This is a genomic window from Synechococcus sp. MIT S9220, from assembly GCF_014304815.1.
GTDB lineage: Bacteria > Cyanobacteriota > Cyanobacteriia > PCC-6307 > Cyanobiaceae > Synechococcus_C.
The window spans coordinates 27,277-49,542 of sequence record NZ_CP047958.1 but is presented as its reverse complement, the minus strand read 5'-3'; the positions used below and the strand labels follow the sequence as shown (position 1 = coordinate 49,542).

Annotated in this window: 25 protein-coding genes and 1 tRNA gene; 13 read left to right on the top strand and 13 right to left on the bottom strand. The window is 58.0% G+C overall.

The window, feature by feature from the left end; genetic code table 11:
- From mrdA to cbiD, 5 genes are all read right to left on the bottom strand, one after another.
- Window positions 1-1,806, bottom strand: coding sequence for a penicillin-binding protein 2 (mrdA, locus tag SynMITS9220_RS00245; RefSeq protein ID WP_186989898.1), 1,806 nt, complete (start codon window positions 1,804-1,806; stop codon window positions 1-3).
- Window positions 1,807-1,811: 5 nt separating this feature from the next.
- Window positions 1,812-2,192 carry a hypothetical protein gene (locus SynMITS9220_RS00240; RefSeq protein WP_186989896.1) on the bottom strand — a complete coding sequence of 127 codons (381 nt, stop codon included), beginning with the start codon at window positions 2,190-2,192 and terminating at the stop codon, window positions 1,812-1,814.
- An 18-nt stretch (window positions 2,193-2,210) separates the two neighbouring features.
- Window positions 2,211-2,822 carry a hypothetical protein gene (locus SynMITS9220_RS00235; RefSeq protein ID WP_067093757.1) on the bottom strand — a complete coding sequence of 204 codons (612 nt, stop codon included), beginning with the start codon at window positions 2,820-2,822 and terminating at the stop codon, window positions 2,211-2,213.
- 156 nt (window positions 2,823-2,978) lie between these two features.
- Window positions 2,979-4,565: a glutamine-hydrolyzing GMP synthase gene (gene guaA, locus SynMITS9220_RS00230; protein ID WP_186989894.1), complete on the bottom strand. Its 1,587-nt coding sequence runs from the start codon at window positions 4,563-4,565 to the stop codon at window positions 2,979-2,981.
- A 50-nt stretch (window positions 4,566-4,615) separates the two neighbouring features.
- Window positions 4,616-5,788, bottom strand: coding sequence for a cobalt-precorrin-5B (C(1))-methyltransferase CbiD (gene cbiD, locus SynMITS9220_RS00225; protein ID WP_186991663.1), 1,173 nt, complete (start codon window positions 5,786-5,788; stop codon window positions 4,616-4,618).
- A 53-nt stretch (window positions 5,789-5,841) separates the two neighbouring features.
- On the opposite strand from cbiD, the gene SynMITS9220_RS00220 reads away from it, so the two are divergent.
- Both SynMITS9220_RS00220 and SynMITS9220_RS00215 read left to right on the top strand, forming a co-directional pair.
- Complete coding sequence (locus tag SynMITS9220_RS00220) at window positions 5,842-6,993, top strand: alanine--glyoxylate aminotransferase family protein (protein ID WP_186991665.1); 1,152 nt, start codon at window positions 5,842-5,844, stop codon at window positions 6,991-6,993.
- 52 nt (window positions 6,994-7,045) lie between these two features.
- Window positions 7,046-7,117: transfer RNA gene (locus tag SynMITS9220_RS00215), tRNA-Gly, on the top strand.
- A 698-nt stretch (window positions 7,118-7,815) separates the two neighbouring features.
- Here the strand turns inward: SynMITS9220_RS00215 and SynMITS9220_RS00210 are convergent.
- Window positions 7,816-8,133 (bottom strand): chemotaxis protein, encoded by a 318-nt coding sequence (locus SynMITS9220_RS00210; protein ID WP_186989892.1) that lies wholly within the window; start codon window positions 8,131-8,133, stop codon window positions 7,816-7,818.
- Between the two features lie 118 nt (window positions 8,134-8,251).
- On the opposite strand from SynMITS9220_RS00210, the gene SynMITS9220_RS00205 reads away from it, so the two are divergent.
- The 3 genes from SynMITS9220_RS00205 to SynMITS9220_RS00195 all read left to right on the top strand — a co-directional run bounded on the left by SynMITS9220_RS00205 (window position 8,252) and on the right by SynMITS9220_RS00195 (window position 9,678).
- Complete coding sequence (locus SynMITS9220_RS00205; protein WP_067093408.1) at window positions 8,252-8,767, top strand: AbrB family transcriptional regulator; 516 nt, start codon at window positions 8,252-8,254, stop codon at window positions 8,765-8,767.
- 63 nt (window positions 8,768-8,830) lie between these two features.
- Window positions 8,831-9,247 carry a DUF6554 family protein gene (locus SynMITS9220_RS00200; RefSeq protein ID WP_186989888.1) on the top strand — a complete coding sequence of 139 codons (417 nt, stop codon included), beginning with the start codon at window positions 8,831-8,833 and terminating at the stop codon, window positions 9,245-9,247.
- A gap of 11 nt (window positions 9,248-9,258) precedes the next feature.
- Window positions 9,259-9,678, top strand: coding sequence for a hypothetical protein (locus tag SynMITS9220_RS00195; RefSeq protein WP_186989885.1), 420 nt, complete (start codon window positions 9,259-9,261; stop codon window positions 9,676-9,678).
- Here the strand turns inward: SynMITS9220_RS00195 and SynMITS9220_RS00190 are convergent.
- A complete protein-coding gene (locus SynMITS9220_RS00190) occupies window positions 9,633-11,141 on the bottom strand; it encodes a DEAD/DEAH box helicase (RefSeq protein WP_186991660.1) in 1,509 nt (502 codons plus the stop codon). The two genes, SynMITS9220_RS00195 and SynMITS9220_RS00190, sit on opposite strands and share 46 nt — an antisense overlap.
- A gap of 250 nt (window positions 11,142-11,391) precedes the next feature.
- Between SynMITS9220_RS00190 and SynMITS9220_RS00185 the strand changes: the two genes are divergently transcribed.
- Window positions 11,392-11,823: an HNH endonuclease gene (locus SynMITS9220_RS00185; RefSeq protein WP_115125903.1), complete on the top strand. Its 432-nt coding sequence runs from the start codon at window positions 11,392-11,394 to the stop codon at window positions 11,821-11,823.
- 21 nt (window positions 11,824-11,844) lie between these two features.
- Here SynMITS9220_RS00185 and SynMITS9220_RS00180 read toward each other — a convergent pair whose 3' ends face one another.
- Complete coding sequence (locus SynMITS9220_RS00180) at window positions 11,845-12,039, bottom strand: serine protease inhibitor (RefSeq protein WP_067093411.1); 195 nt, start codon at window positions 12,037-12,039, stop codon at window positions 11,845-11,847.
- Between the two features lie 72 nt (window positions 12,040-12,111).
- Here SynMITS9220_RS00180 and SynMITS9220_RS00175 point away from each other — a divergent pair, with 72 nt between their 5' ends.
- Window positions 12,112-13,038, top strand: a complete 927-nt coding sequence (locus tag SynMITS9220_RS00175; RefSeq protein ID WP_186989883.1) for an SDR family oxidoreductase — start codon at window positions 12,112-12,114, stop codon at window positions 13,036-13,038.
- Here SynMITS9220_RS00175 and SynMITS9220_RS00170 read toward each other — a convergent pair.
- Window positions 13,004-13,195, bottom strand: coding sequence for a 4-hydroxythreonine-4-phosphate dehydrogenase (locus tag SynMITS9220_RS00170; RefSeq protein WP_186989881.1), 192 nt, complete (start codon window positions 13,193-13,195; stop codon window positions 13,004-13,006). The genes SynMITS9220_RS00175 and SynMITS9220_RS00170 overlap by 35 nt on opposite strands.
- Between SynMITS9220_RS00170 and pdxA the strand changes: the two genes are divergently transcribed.
- Window positions 13,194-14,228, top strand: coding sequence for a 4-hydroxythreonine-4-phosphate dehydrogenase PdxA (gene pdxA / locus SynMITS9220_RS00165; protein ID WP_186989879.1), 1,035 nt, complete (start codon window positions 13,194-13,196; stop codon window positions 14,226-14,228). The genes SynMITS9220_RS00170 and pdxA overlap by 2 nt on opposite strands.
- Here pdxA and accB read toward each other — a convergent pair.
- Both accB and efp read right to left on the bottom strand, forming a co-directional pair.
- Window positions 14,215-14,700, bottom strand: coding sequence for an acetyl-CoA carboxylase biotin carboxyl carrier protein (gene accB / locus SynMITS9220_RS00160; RefSeq protein ID WP_186989877.1), 486 nt, complete (start codon window positions 14,698-14,700; stop codon window positions 14,215-14,217). The genes pdxA and accB overlap by 14 nt on opposite strands.
- A gap of 2 nt (window positions 14,701-14,702) precedes the next feature.
- A complete protein-coding gene (efp, locus tag SynMITS9220_RS00155) occupies window positions 14,703-15,266 on the bottom strand; it encodes an elongation factor P (RefSeq protein WP_186991654.1) in 564 nt (187 codons plus the stop codon).
- A gap of 32 nt (window positions 15,267-15,298) precedes the next feature.
- Here efp and SynMITS9220_RS00150 point away from each other — a divergent pair, with 32 nt between their 5' ends.
- Together SynMITS9220_RS00150 and thiL are read left to right on the top strand one after the other, a co-directional pair.
- Window positions 15,299-16,417, top strand: coding sequence for a peptidylprolyl isomerase (locus SynMITS9220_RS00150; protein ID WP_370594348.1), 1,119 nt, complete (start codon window positions 15,299-15,301; stop codon window positions 16,415-16,417).
- 5 nt (window positions 16,418-16,422) lie between these two features.
- A complete protein-coding gene (thiL, locus tag SynMITS9220_RS00145) occupies window positions 16,423-17,424 on the top strand; it encodes a thiamine-phosphate kinase (RefSeq protein ID WP_186989875.1) in 1,002 nt (333 codons plus the stop codon).
- Window positions 17,425-17,476: 52 nt separating this feature from the next.
- Here the strand turns inward: thiL and gap are convergent, their stop codons facing one another.
- Complete coding sequence (gap, locus tag SynMITS9220_RS00140) at window positions 17,477-18,502, bottom strand: type I glyceraldehyde-3-phosphate dehydrogenase (protein WP_115125897.1); 1,026 nt, start codon at window positions 18,500-18,502, stop codon at window positions 17,477-17,479.
- 169 nt (window positions 18,503-18,671) lie between these two features.
- Between gap and murC the strand changes: the two genes are divergently transcribed.
- From murC to SynMITS9220_RS00125, 3 genes are read left to right on the top strand one after another with little or no spacing between them, the layout of a single operon-like run.
- A complete protein-coding gene (gene murC / locus SynMITS9220_RS00135; protein ID WP_186989873.1) occupies window positions 18,672-20,123 on the top strand; it encodes a UDP-N-acetylmuramate--L-alanine ligase in 1,452 nt (483 codons plus the stop codon).
- The gene (gene murB / locus SynMITS9220_RS00130; RefSeq protein WP_186989871.1) at window positions 20,099-21,031 is read left to right on the top strand and encodes a UDP-N-acetylmuramate dehydrogenase; all 933 of its coding nucleotides are present in this window, start codon (window positions 20,099-20,101) and stop codon (window positions 21,029-21,031) included. Before murC ends, murB begins: the two co-directional genes overlap by 25 nt.
- 24 nt (window positions 21,032-21,055) lie before the next feature.
- Window positions 21,056-21,397 (top strand): YbaB/EbfC family nucleoid-associated protein, encoded by a 342-nt coding sequence (locus SynMITS9220_RS00125; RefSeq protein WP_186989870.1) that lies wholly within the window; start codon window positions 21,056-21,058, stop codon window positions 21,395-21,397.
- On the opposite strand, the gene rsgA is transcribed toward SynMITS9220_RS00125, so the two are convergent.
- Complete coding sequence (rsgA, locus tag SynMITS9220_RS00120; RefSeq protein WP_186991651.1) at window positions 21,372-22,253, bottom strand: ribosome small subunit-dependent GTPase A; 882 nt, start codon at window positions 22,251-22,253, stop codon at window positions 21,372-21,374. The genes SynMITS9220_RS00125 and rsgA overlap by 26 nt on opposite strands.
- Between the last annotated feature and the right edge of the window lie 13 nt (window positions 22,254-22,266).

Sequence of the window (22,266 nt, the reverse complement as noted above, 5' to 3'; positions counted from 1 at the left end):
TCATTGCTTGCCGCGGGTGCGGTTCCAGACCTCCATTACCTTTTTGGCCATCGGCAGGGCGTGCACTGATCCGCCGCCAGGTGTGTTCTGGGCAAAGGCCACGATCACGATCTTCCCCTCTGGATAGGGCGCGTACGTGGCGAACCAGGCATGGTCCGGTCCGCCGGTGCTGTCTTCTGCAGTTCCTGTCTTGCCTCCGGCCGGTGGAATCCCAGGACCGTTCAATCCATAACCGGTGCCATCAGACACCACCTTGCGCAGACCCTCGCGGATCTTGTTGAGCGTGGATGGTTTGATATCGACTTTTGTGCGCCGAGCAGGGTCAGTCCAGTCGAGCCCCTGATCTGCCAGATGGGGGGTGACCAGCCAGCCACCATTGGCGAACACGGAATAGGCCCTGGCCAACTGGAGGGGCGTGATCTGAACCACCGACTGCCCGATGGAAGCACTGGCCATGTCTTCCGGAATCCAAGGGGTCGTTCCGGGGTCGGCCCAGCCACGACCGGCCGCCGCCCAGTCTTCATCACCCACGAGCCCCACACTTTCCTCCCAACCGATCTCGATGCCGGTCTTCTGTTGAAAGCCCAGCGCATCCGCCGCTTTCTTCAACGCAAGGGATCCTGAGCCAACACCCACTTGGTAGAAAAAGGTGTTGCTGGAAAAACGCAACGCATCGGCATAGCCGATACGGCCAAAGCCGGCACCGTTGTGATCAGGAAAGCAATGACCTCCGTAAGTGATGCAGGCGGTGGTGTTGAGTTGCGTATCAGCAGGAAACTTGCCGGACTCCATGCCGGCCATCGCCGTCACAGCCTTCCAGGTGCTGCCGGGGTCATAAGCATTCATGGACCGGCTGAGCAAAGGCTTTTTCGGATTGGAAAAGAGTGCGTCGTACTCCTTCTGGGTGGTGACGAGCTTGGAGAAGAAATTGGGATCGAATGTGGGCTTGCTGGCCAGAGCAAGAAGGGCGCCATTGCTGGGATCCATCGCGACGATCGCACCACCAGGCTTGTCGGCCAAAGCCTGCTCCGCTGCCTTCTGTAGATCCAGATCCAGCGTGAGCTTGAGGTCCTTGCCGGCAACCGAAGGCCGGTCGCCAAGATGACGCTGCACCTCGCCCATGGCATTCACCTCGAGCATCTGCCCACCCCAGGCACCGCGAAGATGGGTTTCGTAGGCTGCCTCCACACCGATGCGCCCGATGCGATCTCGGATTTTGTATCCCTTGTCGGCGAGGGTCTTGTATTCCTGCTCCGTGATGGGCTGGGTATAGCCCAGGGCATGAGCCGCCAGGGTGCCGTGAGGGTAGAAGCGCAGGATGTCCACATCCACCTGGGCCCCCTTCAACCCCTGCGACTGTTCACGGAAACGCAGAACCTGCTCCGGCTTCAGATCGGTAGCCAAATTGATGCGATAACCGTCCCGTGCCTGTCCGCTGCCGCGGCGCTGATCCAGAACGGCCGCATCAAGACTCAGCAAGCTGGCCAGGCGATCGCGCAGGTCTGGCCAGCTGGCATCGTCCACCAAGCGAGGCTCGACATAAAGGGAGTAGGTCAATTTGCTGGAGGCCAACACCCGCCCTTTGCGATCCAGCAGCCGTCCTCGTGTCGGTGAACGAGGAACAAGGCGAATGCGATTCTCATCAGCCAGTTCGCGGTAGCGGGACCCCTCAAGCACCTGAAGCCACACCAGGCGGGAGACCATCGCCGCACTCACCAGCAGAACGAGCGCCAAAAGCACCAGTGGCTGCTGACGCAAACCGCTCTGACGCTGACCATCCCGTTGCGAGGAACCAGAACCCGCCATCCCAGTCAACTCACCTTGTTCATCAGCGCATCCAACCGCTGCAGACGCCCATCAATCCGTGCCAGAACGTCCTGCAACTGCGACGCGTCACTGTGATCCGAATCGAGACTGTCTTGCGGCGCCACAGGCTCATCCACCTCCACCTGCACAGACATCACAGGATTTCCCAGCCCGGGGCTGATCTGATCCAAGCGTTCACGAACCTCCCGAGCCGCGGCTTCACCCTGCTCTCGCAGATCGCCAAGGGGATCATCCCCTCTGGCGACCGACTCAACAGCCTTGGCAGGGCCATCCGTGCGGACGCGATCGACAAACGCCAGACCCATCGGTAGAACCTCCTGCATCAGCGCCAGGCGCAGCGAATCAAGTGGTTGGCTATCGGCCATAGAGGCGGGCCTAATGATTCAACGAAGTCCAGTCTGCTCCGAAGGGAGAACAAGTGTCGGACAGGCTGAACGAGAGGACCCCAATGACCAGCCGATCACACCGGACAGCACAACAATCGCCACGATCGGAACCAAAGCATGATGCGTGGTCTCGAGGGCAATCCACTCAGACCAGCCACGCCAGAAGCGATCCCGGGCAAACCGACGCTTCTCCCGGCTTTGAAGTCGTACCCGCCTTCGGTACGACTTCTCCACCCAGCGCTCGAAGGACCGCTTCTTGGTGATCGCCATCTTGCGCTCGACCTCAAGCAGCTGGCCTGACGTGAGCTCGGGATGAAACGTTCCGATCAGTTCCAGACTTTTCAGGAACATCTCCACCGCGCCATCCTTGATCTCCTGATCGGAGGGATCCAGCAGAGCCCACTCCAACTCTGGATAGAAACGGCCGCGATTCTGCTGGATCTGATCCTCATTCAACTGTCCAGGCTCGCGCAACCAGCGATCGGTGTTGCTGTCGAAGCGTCGCCAGTAGAGAAACGGATTGATGTAAACGGTCTTGCCAGCAAGCTGGATGCTGTCCTGCTGGAGACGTCGCTGCAGTTGCTGGTCCTGCTGTTGGGCAGCGGTCACATCCTTGAAGCCGGGGGCCAAGGTTATCGGCGCTGGCAACGGCCTACCAGCCCCCTGAAGGCACTCCTTGATACTCCCGTCGAGGGCCAACTTGGACTGGCAAAAAAGCAACTGACTCAGCCATGAGCCAGCCAGTGCTGGATTTCAAAGCCTGAGCTATTCCCACTCGATGGTGCCCGGAGGCTTGCTGGTGATATCCAGCACCACACGGTTCACACCTTTCACCTCATTGACAATGCGATTGGAAATGGTCTCCATCAGGTCGTAGGGCAAGCGCGACCAGTCAGCGGTCATACCGTCTTCACTGGACACGCATCGGAGCACAATCGGCCAGGCATAGGTGCGCTTGTCACCCATCACCCCCACCGATCGCACAGGTAACAGAACAGCGAAGGCCTGCCAGATGTCGTGATACAGGCCAGCCTCCTTAACCTCTTCACGCACGATCAGGTCAGCATCACGCAGGCAGTCGAGCTTCTCAGCTGTGACTTCGCCAAGGATGCGAATGGCCAGACCCGGACCAGGGAAGGGATGACGACGCACGATCTCCTCAGGAAGTCCAAGTGAGCGACCCACCTTGCGCACTTCGTCTTTGAACAGCTTGCGAAGCGGTTCCACCAACTTGAACTGAAGATCCTTGGGAAGGCCACCCACGTTGTGGTGGCTCTTGATCTTCACGGCAACCCGCTCCCCGGTCTTGGGGTCAACGTTGGTTCCTGCACTCTCGATCACATCTGGATAGAGCGTGCCCTGGGCCAGGTAATCAAAAGGACCGAGGCGACGACTCTCCTCTTCAAACACACGGATGAATTCGGTGCCGATGATCTTGCGTTTCTGCTCGGGGTCCGTGACGTCCTTGAGCTTGGTCAGGAATCGTTGCCGAGCCTTGATGTACTCGACGTGAATATTGAACTTGCGGTCGAAGAAGTCCATCAGGAACTCAGGCTCGCCCTTCCGCATGAAGCCCTGATCAATGAACATGCAGGTGAGCTGATCACCAATGGCCTTCTTGAGCAAAAAGGCCAGGGTTGATGAATCCACGCCACCTGAGAGAGCGAGCAACACCCTCTTGTCACCGACCTGATCGCGGATCTGCTTAACAGCTTCCTCAATGAACGTTGCTGTCGTCCAGTCAGGCTCGCAACCGCAAATGTGATAAACGAAATTACGAATCATCGCCATGCCGCAGGTGGAATGGACCACCTCGGGATGGAACTGCACGCCGTACAACTGGCGATCATGGTTGGCAACGGCCGCCTCAGGTGTGTTGGCCGTATGGGCAAGACGCACGAATCCCTTCGGCAGCGCCTCCACCGAATCCCCATGACTCATCCACATCGTGGAGCCGTTATCCACATTGGTGAGTAAGTCCGTGGGATCGTCCACTTCAAGCGGTGCTTTGCCGTACTCCGCTTTACCGGTGGCTGCCACCACACGACCGCCCAACTGCTGCACCATCAGCTGCATGCCGTAACAAACGCCGAGAACCGGAATCCCCATCGACCAGATCTGTGGATCACAGAGGGGAGCACCGTCGGCGTACACCGAACTTGGGCCACCGCTGAGGATGATCCCCTTAGGCGCGATTTGACGCAGCTCTTCAACGGATGTGCTGTAGCCCAGCACCACGGAGAACACCTCGGTCTCTCGCACCCGGCGGGCAATCAGTTCGGAGTACTGGGAGCCGAAATCAAGAATGACGATGGCCGGCTGACGCGGACCTTCAATCGGAACCTGGGACATCTCGCACGAAAGCCGTGGAACGGTAGGCCGCGAAATCGGCCGCCAATGAATCAGCGTAGAGAAGGGCCTTGACCTGAATCAGCAGCCAAAGGATGCAGTTGAACGCCGCAATGCCGAAGCATCAGTAGACCTTCAGGCCCTGCCCAACGCAGCTGACGATCGCGGTTGAACAAAGCTGCCCCAATTCGCATGCCGGTGCAGCCATAGCGCTTCAGATAAGCCTCACTCCTGCCTTCTACCGCCTCAGCCACGGCCATCCAGAGACCCATAGCCTGCTCCAGATCATGGGCTTGCAACCAACACCAGGCCTGTTCCATCGAAGCGGTTTGAAGCATGGCGCGAATGGATTCCAGATCGAGGCCCTGCTGCACGGCCAGAGCAGCCAACACTTCAAGACGTGCATCAGCGAGGTGGTGATGGGTGTGAAAGATCCCACCCGCCAATTTGATCAGTTTTCCGTGATATCCGAGCACGAGCAGCTGCCGCACTCCGGATTCAGCAGCAGCCACCAACAAGGGGCCGATCCAGTTTCCTGACTTCAGTAGCGGCTGCTGATCAGACAGTCCCAGCTGCTCAGCCAGATCCAAACCGTTTTCACCAATGACAAGCGTCAACCGACCTGCGAAACCGTTCTGATCAGTGAGCTCACGCAACCGCTCACGAGCCAACTGCAACTGATCAGGGGAAGCGCTGGTCTGCACCTCAGCCTGCGTGCCAATCAACGCGAGACCCTCAACCACACCGAAAGCTGAATTGCTGGTGCGCAATGCCAACTCCCGTCCGCGGGGAAACACCACCTCAACATCAAGGCCACCCAAAACCGGCAACAGATCGCTGAGATTGAGCTCAAGCAACTCACGGGCGAAACCTGAAATACACAGTGACCCGTCTTGCTCCAGCCGACCAACGCCCTCGCCTGCGTGGATCTGCAATCCCTCCCCAGGGGAGCGAAGGCTCACAAGCACCCAGATCTCCAGGCCGCGGGTGAGATCCAATCCAGCTCCGGGATCGCAGATGCTGATCGCCAGTGCCTTGTCACCACCATCCAGCAGCGAGGCCGCATGCAGCTCCACACGACGCAGCCCCTGTTCAGCAGGAATCCTGAGATCAACGCTCGTGGGCGCTGCGGATCCAGCAAGAACAAGCGCCGCAGCTCGCGCCGCAGCCGCCACCCAAACAGGCAGGGTCAGCCCGGATCCTGAATCGGCAGACGTTGTGGCGATGGGAAACCCTGCAGATCATTTTTTAGGATGGACGATTGGCACCCATCGAGCCCGTGCAGGACAAGCTCACCCTGATGATCCCGGGACCCACCCCGGTGCCCGAAACAGTACTCAAGGCCATGGGCCGCCACCCGATCGGCCATCGAAGCAGCGAATTCCAAGCCGTGGTGGAACGCACCAATACACAGCTGCGCTGGCTGCATCAAACCAACAGCGATGTGCTGGTCATCACCGGTAGCGGTACCGCCGCCATGGAGGCGGGAATCATCAACACACTCAGCCGCGGAGACAAGGTGCTCTGTGGTGACAACGGCAAGTTCGGCGAACGCTGGGTGAAAGTGGCGCGGGCCTACGGCCTGGATGTGGAAGTGATCAAAGCCGAGTGGGGTCAACCACTCAATCCAGACACCTTTCGCAGCGCACTGGAAGCCGACACGACCAAATCAATCAAGGCAGTGATCCTCACCCACTCCGAAACCTCCACCGGAGTGATCAATGACCTTGAGACCATTAGTGGCCATGTCAAAACCCACGGCACGGCTCTCACCATTGCGGACTGCGTCACAAGCCTTGGAGCCGCGAACGTGCCAATGGATGCCTGGGGCCTAGACGTTGTCGCCTCCGGCTCCCAAAAGGGATACATGATGCCCCCTGGCCTGAGCTTCGTTGCCATGAGCGATCGAGCTTGGAAGGCCTATGAACGCTCCGATCTCCCGAAGTTCTACCTGGACCTTGGCCCTTATCGAAAAACAGCCGCCAAGAACAGCAACCCCTTCACTCCAGCAGTGAATCTCTACTTCGCACTGGAAGCAGCGCTGGGGATGATGCAAACCGAAGGCTTGGAGGCAATTTTTGCTCGCCATTCCAGGCACCGGGCAGCTTCCCATGCAGCCATGAAGGCGATCGGTCTGCCACTGTTCGCCGCGGAAGGGTATGGCAGTCCTGCCATCACGGCTGTGGCACCGGATGGCATTGATGCGGAACAGCTACGCAAGGCTGTTAAAGACCGCTACGACATCCTGCTCGCAGGCGGTCAGGATCATCTCAAGGGCAAAGTCTTCCGGATCGGACATCTTGGATTTATCTGTGACAGAGACGTGCTAACGGCAGTGGCAGCAATCGAATCAGTTTTGCAATCACTCGGTCTGCACAAGGGCTCAATGGGTGCTGGGTTGAGTGCAGCCTCAGAGATTTTGAGTCAGTGAAAAGCCAGAATGACTATTGAGAAGTTTCCAGAATGAGATAGAATATTTGAGTGCGGGTGTAATTCAGCGGTAGAATGTCAGCTTCCCAAGCTGAACGTCGCCGGTTCAAATCCGGTCACCCGCTTTATAAATTGATGAACAATAATTTTCTAACTTCGACTACCCCAATTGGATGTTGAAGCTCTTGGTTTAATCAGTTGAATAACCTGTGGGCCAACGCTACCGGCTCTGCGTTCATGATTGAGAGCTCTCAAGATCAGTTGGGCTGATCCAGCAGTATTTCCTTCGTTTGCCTGAGCGCGCGCTTGATCAAACCATTGGCGTGCTCGGATGAGCAGTTGTTCGCGATCAGGCTCCACGGATTGAAGAGGTACAGCAGATTTCAACAACGTCGTCAAAGCGACAATGCAATAATTGCATGAATAATATCAAATGGTCGCGGAAAATATCAATTCACAAAAAAGCGAAGAGTCCAAATATTTGAACTCGGGCTTCTTGCGTCTCAAGCCCGTTTCATGTCGACAGAAGCAATCACAACTCAAGTGCCTGGTTCTTCGATATTGCCGCCCAGATCCGCGATCTGAGCACGCAACTGATCAGACCTTGATCGATCACCTCTGGTAATGGCTACAGCTAAAGCGAATTCAAGCTTTTCAAGCTGATGGCCACCTTCAAAGAAACCGCTGCAATTCGCAGACGACAATCCGGGTGAACCTGGAGCGTGGGAACAACGGCTGTTGCCTGTATTGCGAGGACCAGAGGTTGAAAAAGTGGTGGATGCCATGGTCGGCTTTCTTTTTATTTTGCCACCTGTGACCAGCTTTATGCAGCTTCAGCCTCGTATTCAGACTCACTCATAGAAGGCTGAGACAACGCTCCTGCAGAGTCGGAAGCCGCATCCGAACTCAGCTCAGTGCTGTTGAGCAACTCCTGGCAATCAAGCAGCAGTTGGTCCACGTCATCGAGGCGCTGCCGTTCTTCAGCAGGCATGGTTTCTGCCTCGCTGCGCTGCTGACGGACCTGCAGTTCCAGACTCTCGAGCCTCTGTTCAAGCTTCACCAAGCGCTGCGACAAGGCGTTGAGCATCTGGGCGACATCTTCCGCCGTACGGGTGATGCGGAAGGACACAGACTGAGTCATCCGAAGACAGGCGAGTGTTGGCCTGATGACAACACATGGGTGGCCAACTCTCAAGAGCAGTGCAATAAGGCCATCCCGCTCTGCCTTCAAACTGAGAGATCTGCTGCCTGCGGGTGCCATGCCTTCTCTGATGACCCTGCTGGTGTATGCCCTGGCCGGCACTGGCATGGGACTGCTCGCCATGAAAACTGGAATTCCCGCAGCACCGCTTGCGGGCGCACTGATCGGTGCTGCAGTTGTGAGCATGAGCGGACGCGTTGAAGTTGCCGCATGGCCGCCCGGTACACGCACCGCTCTTCAAATCGGAATCGGGACTGTGATCGGCACCGGACTGACGCGAACCTCTCTTGAGCAGCTGCAACAACTCTGGAAGCCTGCGGTGCTGATCACGCTCACGCTGGTGATGACAGGTCTAGTGATTGGTTTGTGGACCAGTCGTCTGCTTGGTGTCGACCCGCTCATCACCCTGCTGGGAGCAGCGCCCGGTGGAATCAGTGGTATGAGCCTGGTCGGAGAGGATTACGGAGTTGGCGCCGCTGTTGCGGCACTGCATGCCGTACGACTGATCACCGTGCTTCTGGTCCTGCCACTGGTGGTGAAACTGCTCACCCCTCTCGGACTGGGCAATTCCTGATTCACCTCTGGACAGCCAAACGCGAGCCGATACGTTGACGTATATCGCCTTTTCTGTCCATCCATGGCCAGCCTCCGCACCCGCCTCGCCGTCCTGCTGCCTCTGGCGGGGATGCTGCTCGTAGCTGCACCTGTGGAGGCGGCCAGCGCCGACTCAAAAAAAGGCGCTCAGGTTTATTGCTACATGCGCAGCAACGGCAATAGTCACGCCGTGAGCTTCGAAGCCTCCTATGCCTTGATCAAGCGTCAAAGCAGTGGAGTGTTCAAAACATCTCCGAAGCATGCGGCGGTGATGATCACCGAAACCGTGGTAGAGGAACCGGGCAGCTATCCGGATTGCGGTCGTTATCTCGGAGATCTGTTCGGAGACAAAACCTCCAAGAAGTCCTCAAGAGCCACTCGTCAGAGCTCAATCACGAGCAGTGATTCCAATAGCGAGACTTCAACGGACTGGGATGCTGATGATCGTTACAGCTACTGAAACCTTTGTCATTGCTTAGGCCTGCGCGAGCCGATTGGCGTTCCACATGGCCGCAGTCGGCTCTCCTGATTGGTGTTCTGCTGCTCACGATCCAGGCCTGCAAGAAGGCCGAGAGTCCTCAAGCTGCGTCACCAAGTCCCCAGGTGACAACATCCAGTTGCCTTGAAAACCTCAATCTGGAGCGACTGGACAAAGCCCTAGAGCAGTGCAATGCGGTTGTGGCAAGTCACCCTGACAATCCAGTGCCGCTGACCGACAGGTCACTGATCCAGACCCTCATGGGGCGTGATGATGAGGCTTGCGCTGATGTGAGCCAGGCAATCTCCCTGCTGAATAGCCGGAACAAATCCAAAGACCCTCTGCTCAAGCACGAGCTAGAGGTTCGTCAGCAATCCTGCAAACATCGAGCCACCAGCGCCGGCAACGGCTGACGATCCACATTGATGCGACGGGGACCCAGCAGCAACTCGATCTTGTCAGCTTTGCTCGCCACCAGACCATCCACAAGTTGATCGGCCAGACCAAGCTGAAGCCAATGGCTGGTCAGCCCACCATCCATGCCGATGCGATGGCAACGATCCTCAGCCTGGTCAACATCGCCTGGAGTCCAGGGACGCTCCAGAAGCACAACCTGACGTGCCCGATGCAGTGTGAATCCCAACCCTCCGCAGCCATAGGTCGCCAAAAGCAGGTCGGTTCCACCAGCCTGAAAATGATCGACTGCAGCCTGTCGCTGTTCCGGTTTTTGCCGACCGGTTAACAGAACACCACCCAGCCGCTCCTGCAGGAGCTGCAGCGGTGACACGAAGGAGCTGAACAGCACGATCGCCTGACCATCGGCACGCAACTGCTCCACAAGCGCCTGAGCAGCGGGGAGCTTGAATTCGGCCGCAATCATGCGCAGGGAGGTGAGCACAGCCAGTGATTCAGCATCCGAACGCACTTCGCCGAGCTGAACGCGTCGGCGATAGTCCTCCACCACAAGACGCAGGCGGTGATCGAATCCCAACGCCTGATCGGTAGCCAGTGCAATGCCATGGCAGCGGCGCTGTTTGGCGGGAAGACCCAGCACCTGCTGCTTGCATCGATGCAAAACCAATGGTCGAGTGAGGCGCCGCAATTCCTCCAGACGACTTGCACCATCGGCACGCCAGCGTCGCCGACCACCCTGCTCAGTCCAGTGTCCTTGGCAAAAGATCTCCTCAAAGGAACGCTGATCACGAGCCAGTGGATGATCCATGGCCGCCAGTAGCGGAAAAAACTGAATCGGTCGACCATTGCGAATGGGTGTGCCCGTCAGCATCCACACCGCCCGCAGCCGCGGATGGCGGGCCAATCGCAACAGGGCCTGGGTTCGCTGAGCCTGAAGCGACTGGGCGAAATGAGCTTCATCAACCACCAGAAGTGTTCCAGCTTCCGGAAGGTCGGCCGGCAACCGGGCCCAACTGTGCAGTGTGCACTCGAGATCGAGAGACTCGACTTCGCGCTGCCAGTGGGGATGAAGTCCCACAGGAGCGATCACCATCAAGCGCAGAGGGACGGCACGCATCAGTGCGCGAGCCGCCAATAGCGACGTGAGCGTCTTTCCAAGACCCATCTCATCAGCCAGCAAGGCTCCGCGACGTGCCAGCAACCAACGAGCACCCGACCGTTGATGTGGCAGCGGTACACGGCCATCCGCTAGGGGCTGATCCAGGTCGGCACGAGCCATCAGCTCCCGGTGACGAGGAAGCGGTGGCAGTGGATGACGATGCCAGTCCAGCCAACGCAACAGTTCGTCTTCAACCCGAAAACGTGAACCCAAACGGTCGAGTAGGTACTCGGCTGCGGCCAGTGGAAATTCCCAGCCATGCTGCGAACCTTTCCAGAGTCCCCGAGGCCTGATCCGGCCCATCTGTGCATGGGTGACGGCATCAAAGGGGTAGGTGACCCTCACCAGTCCTGAAGGGGTCAGCCCAAGGCTGCAGCAGGACGTTGATGATGCCGTAACGACATTTCAGCAGATGTAATTGTATTGCTTCTTGTGCTCCCAGCAAGGGGCTTGAAGCTCAAAAATCACACTTCAAAAAGTGCCAAAAATGCAGCGAAGAACACATTGACGAACCCAACGAAAGCGCCAGAATTCTTCCAACCGAACCATTCGGATGCATAACAGGGACGCGGTTTTCCTTGAAGATCTATGCCCCAAACTGCGAGTCCGAAGATGGCGTCAATCACTACATACTTACACCGGTAAAAGCTGTATTTACTGCGGAAAACAATCTGAATCGATTGATCATATTCTTCCAAGAGCTAAGGGCGGTTTAAGCACCACCGAAAACTGCGTTCCAGCCTGTCTCTCATGCAATGGGCACAAATCTGATTCTGAAGTTTTTGATTGGTATCGACGCCAACGCTTTTACGATCCGCGACGAGCCATGGCGATCCGTGCCTGGATGGATGGAGATTTGCGGCTTGCCCTGAGACTTCTGCAGTGGGCTCAACCCGAATTGAATCAAACCTCTCATGCATCAATGGCACCTGATGCATCACTCAATCACCAGAGTCATCAGAACTGGGGCCTCGAGGCTGCCTGAAACGACTGAACCCGACCTGCATCACCAAACTCTGCAAGCTTCTGCTGAATGATGCTGCTGACAAATTGAGGCCTGCTGTTCAGGCTGCTCGGGTGCCAGCACAAAGGCCGCACTCACCAACACCGAGGCGAAGACGGTTGCCGCCAAGCGACGCAGAGCAGTGCTCTCGCCAGTTTCCACGACCATGCTGCGATTGCCAGCACTTCGAGGCAGCATGGATGACTGAGACGACATCAGGGGAAGACAGGAACTGGTCACGACTGCATTGCCACTGATACGTTTGTACTCATGACGGAATCACTTGTCAACCGTTGCCAATCACTGCCCGCTGGATCCACGTTGTGCATCCTTGGAGCCGGCTTCAGTGGACGCCGGCTGGCGGCACTGGCTGAGGCCCTGAACATCAGGGTGCTCACCACGAGCAGAAACCCCGATCCCGAGAGCAGAGATCTACGTTTTGACACTGCCCAAAACCTGATACCAACGGACGCTGAGCTGGATGGCGTGACCCATCTACTGAGCACGATTCCACCAGGGCGGGATCAGAACGACCCTGTGTTGCGGACACTGGGGCCTCAGCTCAGGCAACTACCGCTTCGTTGGGCGGGCTATCTGTCGACCACAGGCGTCTATGGCAACACAGAGGGGGCCTGGGTGAGCGAAGCGGATCCACCACAACCCGGTCAGGACCGCAGCCGCAGACGCCTGGTCTGTGAACAGGAGTGGATGAACAGTGGTCTGCCAGTGCAGATTCTGCGTTTACCAGGGATCTACGGACCAGGTCGCTCACCCCTCGCGGCTGTGAAGGCCGGCAGCCTGAAGCCTGTCCATAAGCCGGGCCAGGTGTTCTGCCGGGTGCATGTCGATGACATCGCCGCGGCCTGCCTGCACTTAATGCACTGCTCTGCTGCAGGACAGCACCCTCCCGTCGTGAACCTCTGTGATCATGAGCCCGCTCCCAGTCATGTGATGCAGCGCCATGCCGCAGACCTTTTGGACTGCGACCTTCCAGAGACTCGCAATTACACGGATGCTGAAGCTGACATGAGCGCCATGGCCCGAAGTTTCTGGGCCGAAAACCGCAGAGTGAGCAACGATCTTCTCTGCAAGACACTTGGCTACACCATGGTTCATCCCAACTTCCGCAGTGGGCTTGCCCACTGTCTGGAAGCGGAAAGACTCATGGGGAATCCGACTCAGAGCGCTTCGGGCTAAGCAGAGGAACCTGATCCAGCTTCAAGGGCTGATCAGGATCGATAAAGGTCAGACCTGCATCATGCAACAAGCGACTCCACTGAACTTCCAGCCATCCCTCCCGAAACGCCGTTCCCAGGCCGTAGAGCAACAGGCCGATCACCAGCCAACGCAGCATGACCCCATCCATCGAATGCCATGACGCTAAGCAGCGCCTCGTAATCGCACTCGGTGATCCTGCTGGGATCGGCATGGAAGTCACGCTGAAAGCCCTGGCTGATCCCAGGCGGCCAGGGGACATGCCGATGCCTCTGCTTGTCGGCTGCAAGGCCAGCCTGCAAAAGACCGCTGACCAGCTCAGAGTGCATTCGCAGGATCCCATCGCAGATCCAGATGCATTGAGCATTGAGGATTTACCAGTGCCCGGAGGGCCTCTCGAACCCGGCGACGCAGGACCAACAAGTGGAGAGGCAGGTTTCCAATGGCTGAGCAGAGCTGTGGAGCTGGTCCAACAGCAACAAGCACGGGCACTGGTGACCGCACCGATCGCGAAACATGCCTGGCATCAAGCCGGACATCGCTATCCCGGGCAGACCGAACGTCTTGCGGAACTGGATGGACGCAACACTGCCTCGATGCTGTTCACGGCTGTCTCACCGGCAACCGGATGGAGGCTGAACACCTTGCTGGCCACCACACACATCCCGCTTGGACAAGTACCAGAGGTTCTCACGGCGGATCTGGTTGAACGCAAGCTCGATGAACTCGCAGGGTTCTGCCTGCGTTTCAATCCCGCTCCTCAATTGCTGGTGGCCGGACTCAACCCACATGCCGGAGAGCAAGGACAACTGGGAGGTGAAGAGCAGCAGTGGCTGAACCCGCTACTGGAGCGCTGGGCGAGCAAGCATCCTTGCGTGCAACTGAGAGGCCCCCTCCCTCCAGACACGTGCTGGTTGAGTGCTGCTGAAGCATGGAGCAACAGTGCTGGTCAGGTCGGACCTGATGGAATCCTGGCCTTGTATCACGATCAGGGTCTGATTCCGGTGAAGTTGCTGGCCTTCGATCAGGCCGTGAACACCACTCTGGGCTTGTCTTTTCTACGAACCTCCCCCGACCACGGCACCGGCTTCGACATCGCCGGACAAGGAGTGGCAAGAGGAACAAGCATGCTGGCCGCCATCCAGGCGGCCTGGGAACTCAGCCGGGCTTGACGCGCATCAGCACCTGACCGAATTCCACCGGGGTGCCGTTATCCACAAGGATTTCAACCACTTCACCTGCGACCTCGGCCTCCAGCTCGTTCATGAGCTTCATGGCTTCAAGAATGCAGATTGTCTGACCGGCATTGATCCGATTACCGATCTCCACGAAGGGAGCTTCACCTGGGGCAGGAGCGGTGTAGAAGGTGCCGACCATTGGTGCTGTGACATCGACCAGGTCAGAACGGGAACCCGCCGCAGCCGGTGGAGCCGCTGAGGCTGATTCTCCCTGGGCGGGAACATCAACGACTGGCACCGGTGCTGGAACCTGAGCAACAGGGACCACCGGGGCAGCGACGGCTGTAACCGGCAGGTTGCGACGAACTTCCAGACGGAAGTCGTCGCCTTCAAGGCGGAACTCCTGGATATCGCTTTCACCCAGGGCATCCAAAAGCTTGTGCAGCTGATCGTGATCGAGTTGCATAGTCAGCTGCTCTCCCGACCCAGATAGGAATCATTGCGCGTGTCCACCTTGATCTTCTCGCCAATCGAGAGAAACAGAGGAACCATCACCTGAGCACCAGTTTCAAGGATCGCAGGCTTGGTTCCACCGGTGGCAGTATCACCTTTCACACCAGGATCGGTCTGGGTGATCTCCAGCACAACGGAGTTGGGCAATTCCACTTCGAGGGGCTTCTCGTTCCACGAGACCACACTCACTTCCATGCCCTCCTTGAGGTACTTGCGGCTGTCACCGATCTGCTGAGCGGTGAGGCGAGTTTCCTCATAGCTCGACATGTCCATAAAGACATAGTCCTCACCCTCCATATAGGTGTGCTGGAGAGTGGCTTTCTCCAGAACAGCCTGAGGAAGCATCTCTCCGGCACGGAAGGTTTTGTCGACAACGCTCCCGGTCTGAACCGCCTTGAGCTTGGTGCGAACGAAGGCCGACCCTTTGCCAGGCTTCACGTGCAGGAACTCGACCACGCGCCAAACGGCACCGTCGAGCTCGATCGTGGTGCCGGTGCGAAAGTCGTTGCTGGAGATCATTCCCGCCGAACGGTTCAGGGGATCATACGGCTGTGCCAAAGTCCTTTCAGCACCTGGGGTTCTCCTTGGCGATTCGGTTGGGATTTCAACGCTTTAGCGCATGGCTTATCAGCCTGCTGATCATGGTTGGCCTGGCCTGGACCCCACCCGCCTTGGCGGGACTCCCCCAGGGAAACGCCGTGCAGGATCCAGCAGCGATCCTGCGTGATTCGTTGCCCATGCATCAGCAGGACCTGCGCGATCTTCAACATCAACTTGAAGGCACCAGTGATGACTTGCGTGCCAAGCGCTGGAGTGCTCTCGGACGCGGTCTCAAACGCACGCAATCCCTGCTGAGCAACAGAAGGGAGGCGATCATCGCCGCGATGCCCAGCGATGATCAATCCAAGGCCGAGCAGATCCTTGATGCAGTGGCCGATGACCTGAACGTTCTGCAGGAACGCATTGAAAACAAAGACAAAGCCGGGTTTATCCAGTCACGACGCAAGACCCTCAGCCAGATCGGTGATCTGGAATCACTGCTGATTGATGATCGGCTGCCTGACATCCCGTCGGAATTCGACGACCTGCCACGGCTGGCAGGCCGAGCCACCGTGGTCATCGAAACCACTGAAGGCGATCTCACGGCTGTGGTGGATGGTTACAACGCACCGCTGACTGCGGGTGCATTCATTGATCTCAGCCTGAAGGGCTTCTATGACGGCCTGCCCTTCAACCGTGCGGAAGATTTCTACATCCTGCAGAGCGGAGATCCCAAAGGACCTGACATTGGCTATGTGGATCCAAAAACCAAGCAGGAACGCCACGTGCCCTTGGAAATCCGTGTTCCCGATGAACCGGAAACTCTTTACAACCAAACCTTCGAAGACGTCGGCATGTTCAAAGCCACTCCGGTGCTTCCCTTTGCCACCCTGGGAACGCTGGGTTGGGCACACTCCGATCAGGCCCTTGATGACGGCTCATCCCAGTTCTTTCTGTTTCTCTACGAAGCAGAGCTGACACCAGCAGGGCTGAATCTGGTGGATGGGCGCAATGCAGCCTTCGGTTATGTCGTTGACGGATTCGATGTGCTCGAGGAACTGGGCGTCAACGATGAGATCAAACGGATCAAAGTGGTCGAAGGGGCCGATCGACTCCAGCAGCACGCCTGAGCTCCGTGACGGTCACACTGGCTGGGCTGGGTGAAGCGGAGCTGCTCAGGCGGCTAGCTCGCTTCGCTCCTCCTGGCCAGCTGGCTGATGACACGTGCACCCTGGCCGCCGACTCCCGGCAGCTGCTGGTGAACACCGACGTGCTTGTGGATGGAATTCACTTCAGTGACCGCACCACAAGTCCAGCGGATGTGGGCTGGCGGGCCGTGGCAACCAACCTGTCGGATCTGGCAGCCAGCGGCGCCGTTGCTGTGGATGGGATCACAGTGGCTCTGGTGGCACCGGGAAGCACTCCATGGAGCTGGGTTGAGGATCTGTACTGCGGTATCAGCGAAGCGCTCAACTGCTATGGAGGGATCCTGCTGGGAGGAGACTGCTCCGCAGGCACAGAAAAACTGATCTCGGTCACCGCACTCGGTCGACTCGGGCCTTTACGCCTGCATCGTGGTGATGCTTGTCCAGGCGATTGGCTCGTCACCAGCGGGCCCCATGGACTAAGCCGTTTAGGGCTAGCACTGCTTCAAGGTGATCCGACTCTGGATGGCACCAGTGCACTGATGGAAGCCCTTCAACACCAGGCCATCAGCCAACATCGCCGCCCCAGACCCAGGCTGGATGCCTTAACCACGCTGCTCGAGAACAAACCTGAAAACTTGCCCTGGAGAGCCGCCGGCACGGATAGCAGTGACGGTCTCCTGGCGGCGGTGCAGGCTCTTTGCAACAGCAGTGAGTGCGGAGCTCAACTCACCCATGACTGGCTTCCGCGAGCGGAAGGCTGGCCCTCTGGCGAGCTCTGGGATCAATGGTGCCTGAACGGTGGTGAGGATTTTGAATTGGTGCTGAGTCTCCCAGCCCTCTGGGCCCAACGCTGGCTTGAACATCAACCGGACAGCCAGCGCATCGGCTGTATCACCGCGGAGAGCAATCAGATCGTCTGGAGTGAGACCAGCCGTCCTGTGACCGCTGCAGAGTTTGATCACTTCGGCTCTGCTCTGAATGATGAGTGACCAAAAAAAATCCCTCCCAGTGGGAGGGATTGAAAATCAGCTCAAATCCTGATTATTTCCAGTTCCTGGCCACGACCTCGGCAAGGTCCACAACTCTTTGGCTGTAGCCCCACTCGTTGTCGTACCAGGCAACGATTTTGAAGAAGTTGTCACCCATGGCAAGGGTCAGATCCGCGTCAAAAATGGTCGACTGATTCGTGCCGGCGTAGTCGCTGGACACCAAGGGCAGATCGCCGTACTTGATGATCTTGCTCATCGGACCATCAGCAGCTGCCTTGAGGATCGATTTGATCTCATCCACGGAAGAGGCGCGGTTGGACTCGAACACGAGATCAACGGCTGAAACGTTCGGAGTCGGAACGCGCATGGCGATACCAGTGAACTTGCCCTTCACAGGGGGGTAGACCAGAGCCACGGCTTGGGCTGCACCCGTGGAGGTGGGAACCATGTTCACAGCAGCGGCACGAGCACGACGCAGATCGCGATGGTTGTTGTCGAGAATCCTCTGGTCGCCTGTGTAACTGTGAATGGTGGTCATTAGGCCACGGTTAATGCCGATCGACTGATCGATCACTTTCACCAGCGGGGCGAGGCAGTTGGTGGTGCAGCTGGCGTTGCTGAGGATGTCGAAATCTTCATGACGGTATTGATCCTCATTCACACCGACCACGAACGTGCCGACCTTGGGGCCTTTGCCAGGAGCGGTGAGAATCACCTTCTTGGCACCGGCCTGAATGTGCATGCTGGCCTTCTCGTCGGTGTTGAAGACACCGGTCGACTCAAGAACCAGATCCACGCCCCAGTCCTTCCAGGGGCAATTGAGGGGATTGCGGTCGGAGAAGAACTTCACCTGCTTGCCATTGACGATCATCGAGTCGTCAGTGGTTTCGATCTTCACGCTGGGATCGAGCTTGCCCAGAATGGAGTCGTAGGTCAGCAGGTGAGCACTGGTCTTGGGGTCCGAGGTGGCATTGACGCCCACAATCTCGATGTCGGTGTCAGCGCCACGGCTGATCCAACCCCGCATCACATTGCGACCGATTCGGCCGAATCCATTGATCGCAACGCGCAGAGTCATATGAGGAGCGGACAATCCGCAGGGAATGGCCGCTGATCATACAGAAATCGCTAATTTCCAATGAAACAGCCCCAGCATCAAATTTTTGAGGGGGCTAGCGCGACAGTCTGCGCCGATTGGTGGTCAGCAGGAAATGCTGATTTATCGTGCGCGTCCACGGCATTTGTTCTTGAGCAGATCGCTTGACAGCCCTTCCTCAGTGCACTTCATCGGTGCAGGCGGAATCGGCATGTCTGCCCTGGCGAGAATTCTGCTCAGCCGCGGTCACCAGGTGAGTGGCTCCGACCGCAAGATGTCCCCAGCAATGGAGGCCCTGCAGTCGCTTGGCATGGTGGCTTTCGCCTCGCAAACTGCAAATAATTTTGATGAACTGAAAACACGTGGTTTAGCTACACCCTTGGTGGTGATCAGCAGCGCCATCCCCGAAAGCAATGCTGAACTGGCCGCGGCCCGGCAATTGCAGCTAACTGTCTGGCACCGCTCCGATCTGCTCGCTGCCCTGATCGATCAACAGCCTTCAATTGCGGTCGCGGGAAGTCACGGCAAAACCACCACAAGCACAGTGGTGACGTCACTTCTTCACAGCGCTGGTGAAGATCCAACCGCTGTGATTGGTGGAATCGTTCCCTGCTACGGAAGCAACGGACATGCGGGCTCCGGCCGGCTGCTGGTGGCAGAAGCCGATGAATCCGATGGCTCCCTGGTGAAATTCAACGCAACTCTGGGAGTGATTACGAACCTGGAACTGGATCACACCGATCACTACAGGGATCTCGATGATCTGATCACCACCATGCGCCGCTTCGCCGCCGGTTGCGGTCGATTGCTTGCCAATCAGGACGACCCGATCCTGAGCGAACACTTCCAAGCTGATGCCTGGTGGTCAGTGCAACGCAGCGACAATGTTGATTTCGCCGCTCTGCCGGTAGCCCTTGAAGGCGATCACACGGTTGCCGATCTCTATGAACAGGCTGAGTATGTCGGCCGAATCACGTTGCCGCTGCCAGGGCTGCACAACCTGAGCAATGCCCTGGGGGCTCTCGCTGCCTGTCGTTTGGAAGGAATTCCTCTCGAGCGTCTGGTGACCCACCTGAATGAACTCAAGACACCTGGACGCCGCTTCGACTATCGGGGCGACTGGCAGGGACGTCTGGTGGTGGACGACTACGCCCATCACCCCAGTGAAGTGGCGGCGACCCTGGCGATGGCCGCTCTGATGGTGTCCAGTGGGCGAAGCCCACTGCCGCGAAGTCCAAAACGACTGTTGGCGGTCTTCCAACCGCATCGATACAGCCGCACTCAGGAATTTCAGAACGAATTCGCGGTGGCGCTCTCCAACGTCGACATCGTTGTTTTGGCTCCGGTGTTTTCAGCCGGTGAAACTCCAATCCCCGGTGTCAGCAGCAAAGCCCTGGCATCGTGCATTCAGCAACACAGTGCCGATCAGACGGTTCTGGTGGCCGACACCATGGACGAACTGGCTGATCTTGTTCGGGAGCACAGCTGTGCCGATGACCTCGTACTGGCCATGGGAGCCGGTGATGTGAACAGTCTCTGGTCACGGCTGTCACCGAACGCCTTGCAGGAGCAGACGTCATGTCAGTCGACACTGACAGCTTGAGAGACCTGAAGGAACAGGGAATCCTGCAAGAGCAGGTGTCCCTGGCCCACTACACAACCTGGCGAGTGGGCGGACCAGCGCAATGGTTGGGCGAACCGAATCAAACCCAGCAGATTTCCACCCTGCTCCATTGGGCAGCAAACGAAGGATTACCCGTCCGTGTGATCGGTGCAGGCTCCAATCTGCTGATTGCTGATGCAGGGCTTCCAGGACTCACTCTCTGCCTGAGACGGCTGCAGGGACTTGAACTGAACGCCCAGACCGGCAGGGTGCGGGCAAGTTCTGGTGAACCGATCCCGACCTTGGCAAGGCGTGCGGCGCGAAAAGGATTGCAAGGGCTGGAGTGGGCCGTGGGCATCCCTGGCACGGTCGGCGGAGCCGCTGTGATGAACGCCGGTGCCCAGGGTGGTTGTACCGCTGAACGGCTGCTCAGCGTGGATGTGGTTCCTCTGCAAGGCGATGATTTCAGGATCCGGAGGCTTGAGCGGGAATCACTCGATTTCGCGTACCGCCACAGTGCTCTACAGACCCAACCCTTCCTGGTGGTGGCCGCCGAATTTCAGCTGGAAGCAGGTCATGATCCGACCGAGCTGCAACAGCGCACCAGCGAAAATCTCAACCATCGCACCAGCACCCAGCCCTACAAGCAACCGAGCTGTGGCAGCGTCTTTCGCAATCCAGAACCTGCAAAGGCCGGTCGTTTGATCGAAGGTCTTGGCCTGAAAGGCCGCCGTGTCGGTGGGGCGCAGGTCTCTGAAGTGCACGCCAACTTCATTGTCAACACTGGAGGAGCCCGGGCTGCAGATATCCGCAACCTGATTGGCTTGGTGCAACAGGAGGTAGCCGATGCCCACGGCATCCAGCTCCAGCCTGAAGTGAAACGACTGGGGTTCGAGATGGCGGCCTAACCTTTCGGTTCCTTCAGCGATGCCATGGCCGGGTTCGGACTTCCCAATTTTGGACAGCTCACCGAAGCCTTCCGCAAGGCACAGCAGATCCAGCAAGACGCTCAGAAACTGCAGGAAGAGCTCGATGCCATGGAGATCGAAGGCAGCAGCGAAGACGGCCGAGCCTGCATCTGGCTCTCCGGCAACCAGCAGCCCCTACGTGTGAAGTTGGATCCCAGCCTGCTGAATGAAGGGCAAGAAGCCGCTGAAACCGCCACACTCGCCGCACTTCAATCGGCCTACGAACGCTCCACTGGAACCATGAAGGAGCGAATGCAGGAGCTCACCGGCGGGCTCGATCTCAACCTGCCCGGAATGGGCGGCTGATCTCAAGAAGCTCCTCCACAGCTTTGCGATACATGGGATAGCGCTCCCAGTCGCGAGTCACACCACAACCCGGTTCATCCCGGTGCAGGCAGTCACGGAAACGGCAGGGGTATTGATCAAGCTGGACACGCAGTTCTGGGAACAGCACTTCCAGATTGGAAACATCATCCGGTAAGTCCGGACGGTTGAACCCTGGAGTATCAGCAACCCTGGAGCCAGGAGAGAACGCATGCAATTCCACATGACGCGTGGTGTGGCGCCCCCTCTGCAGACGACCTGACACCGCACCCACCCGTAACGCCAGTCCGGGCAGGAGACCATTCAGCAACGAACTCTTACCAACCCCCGAGGGGCCGCAAAGCACCGAGATCGGAACAGTGGCTAAGTGGGCGCGCAGTTCTTCCAGGCCCATTCCAGAACGAGTGGACACAAGAATCGGTTCATACCCCCATCCCTGCAAACGTTTACGCAGTTTTGACAAGGCATCGGCATCCAGCAGATCGCACTTGGTCAGCACGAGCAACACCTGCAATCCGGTCTTCTCAGCCGTGAGCAAGAACCTGCTGACCTGATCGGCATCAAAAGCAGGTTGCTCAACGGCGACCGCCACCAGGATGCATGAGGCATTAGCCACGGGAGGACGAACCAGAAAACTGCTCCGAGGTTCCACTTCCGCCACCACAGCCCTGGCGTGATCACAGTCAATGGCTTCCACACGCACACGATCACCCACATGGACCGCAGCACCACGATGGTTCAGTCGGGTGCGACGCGTGCAGAGCAAACGGGGAGGAACATCGACAGGTGGGGCCTCAAGCTCCACCTCGAGATAGTTGGCCTGCAGTGCAACGACCATGCCCGGATGCAGC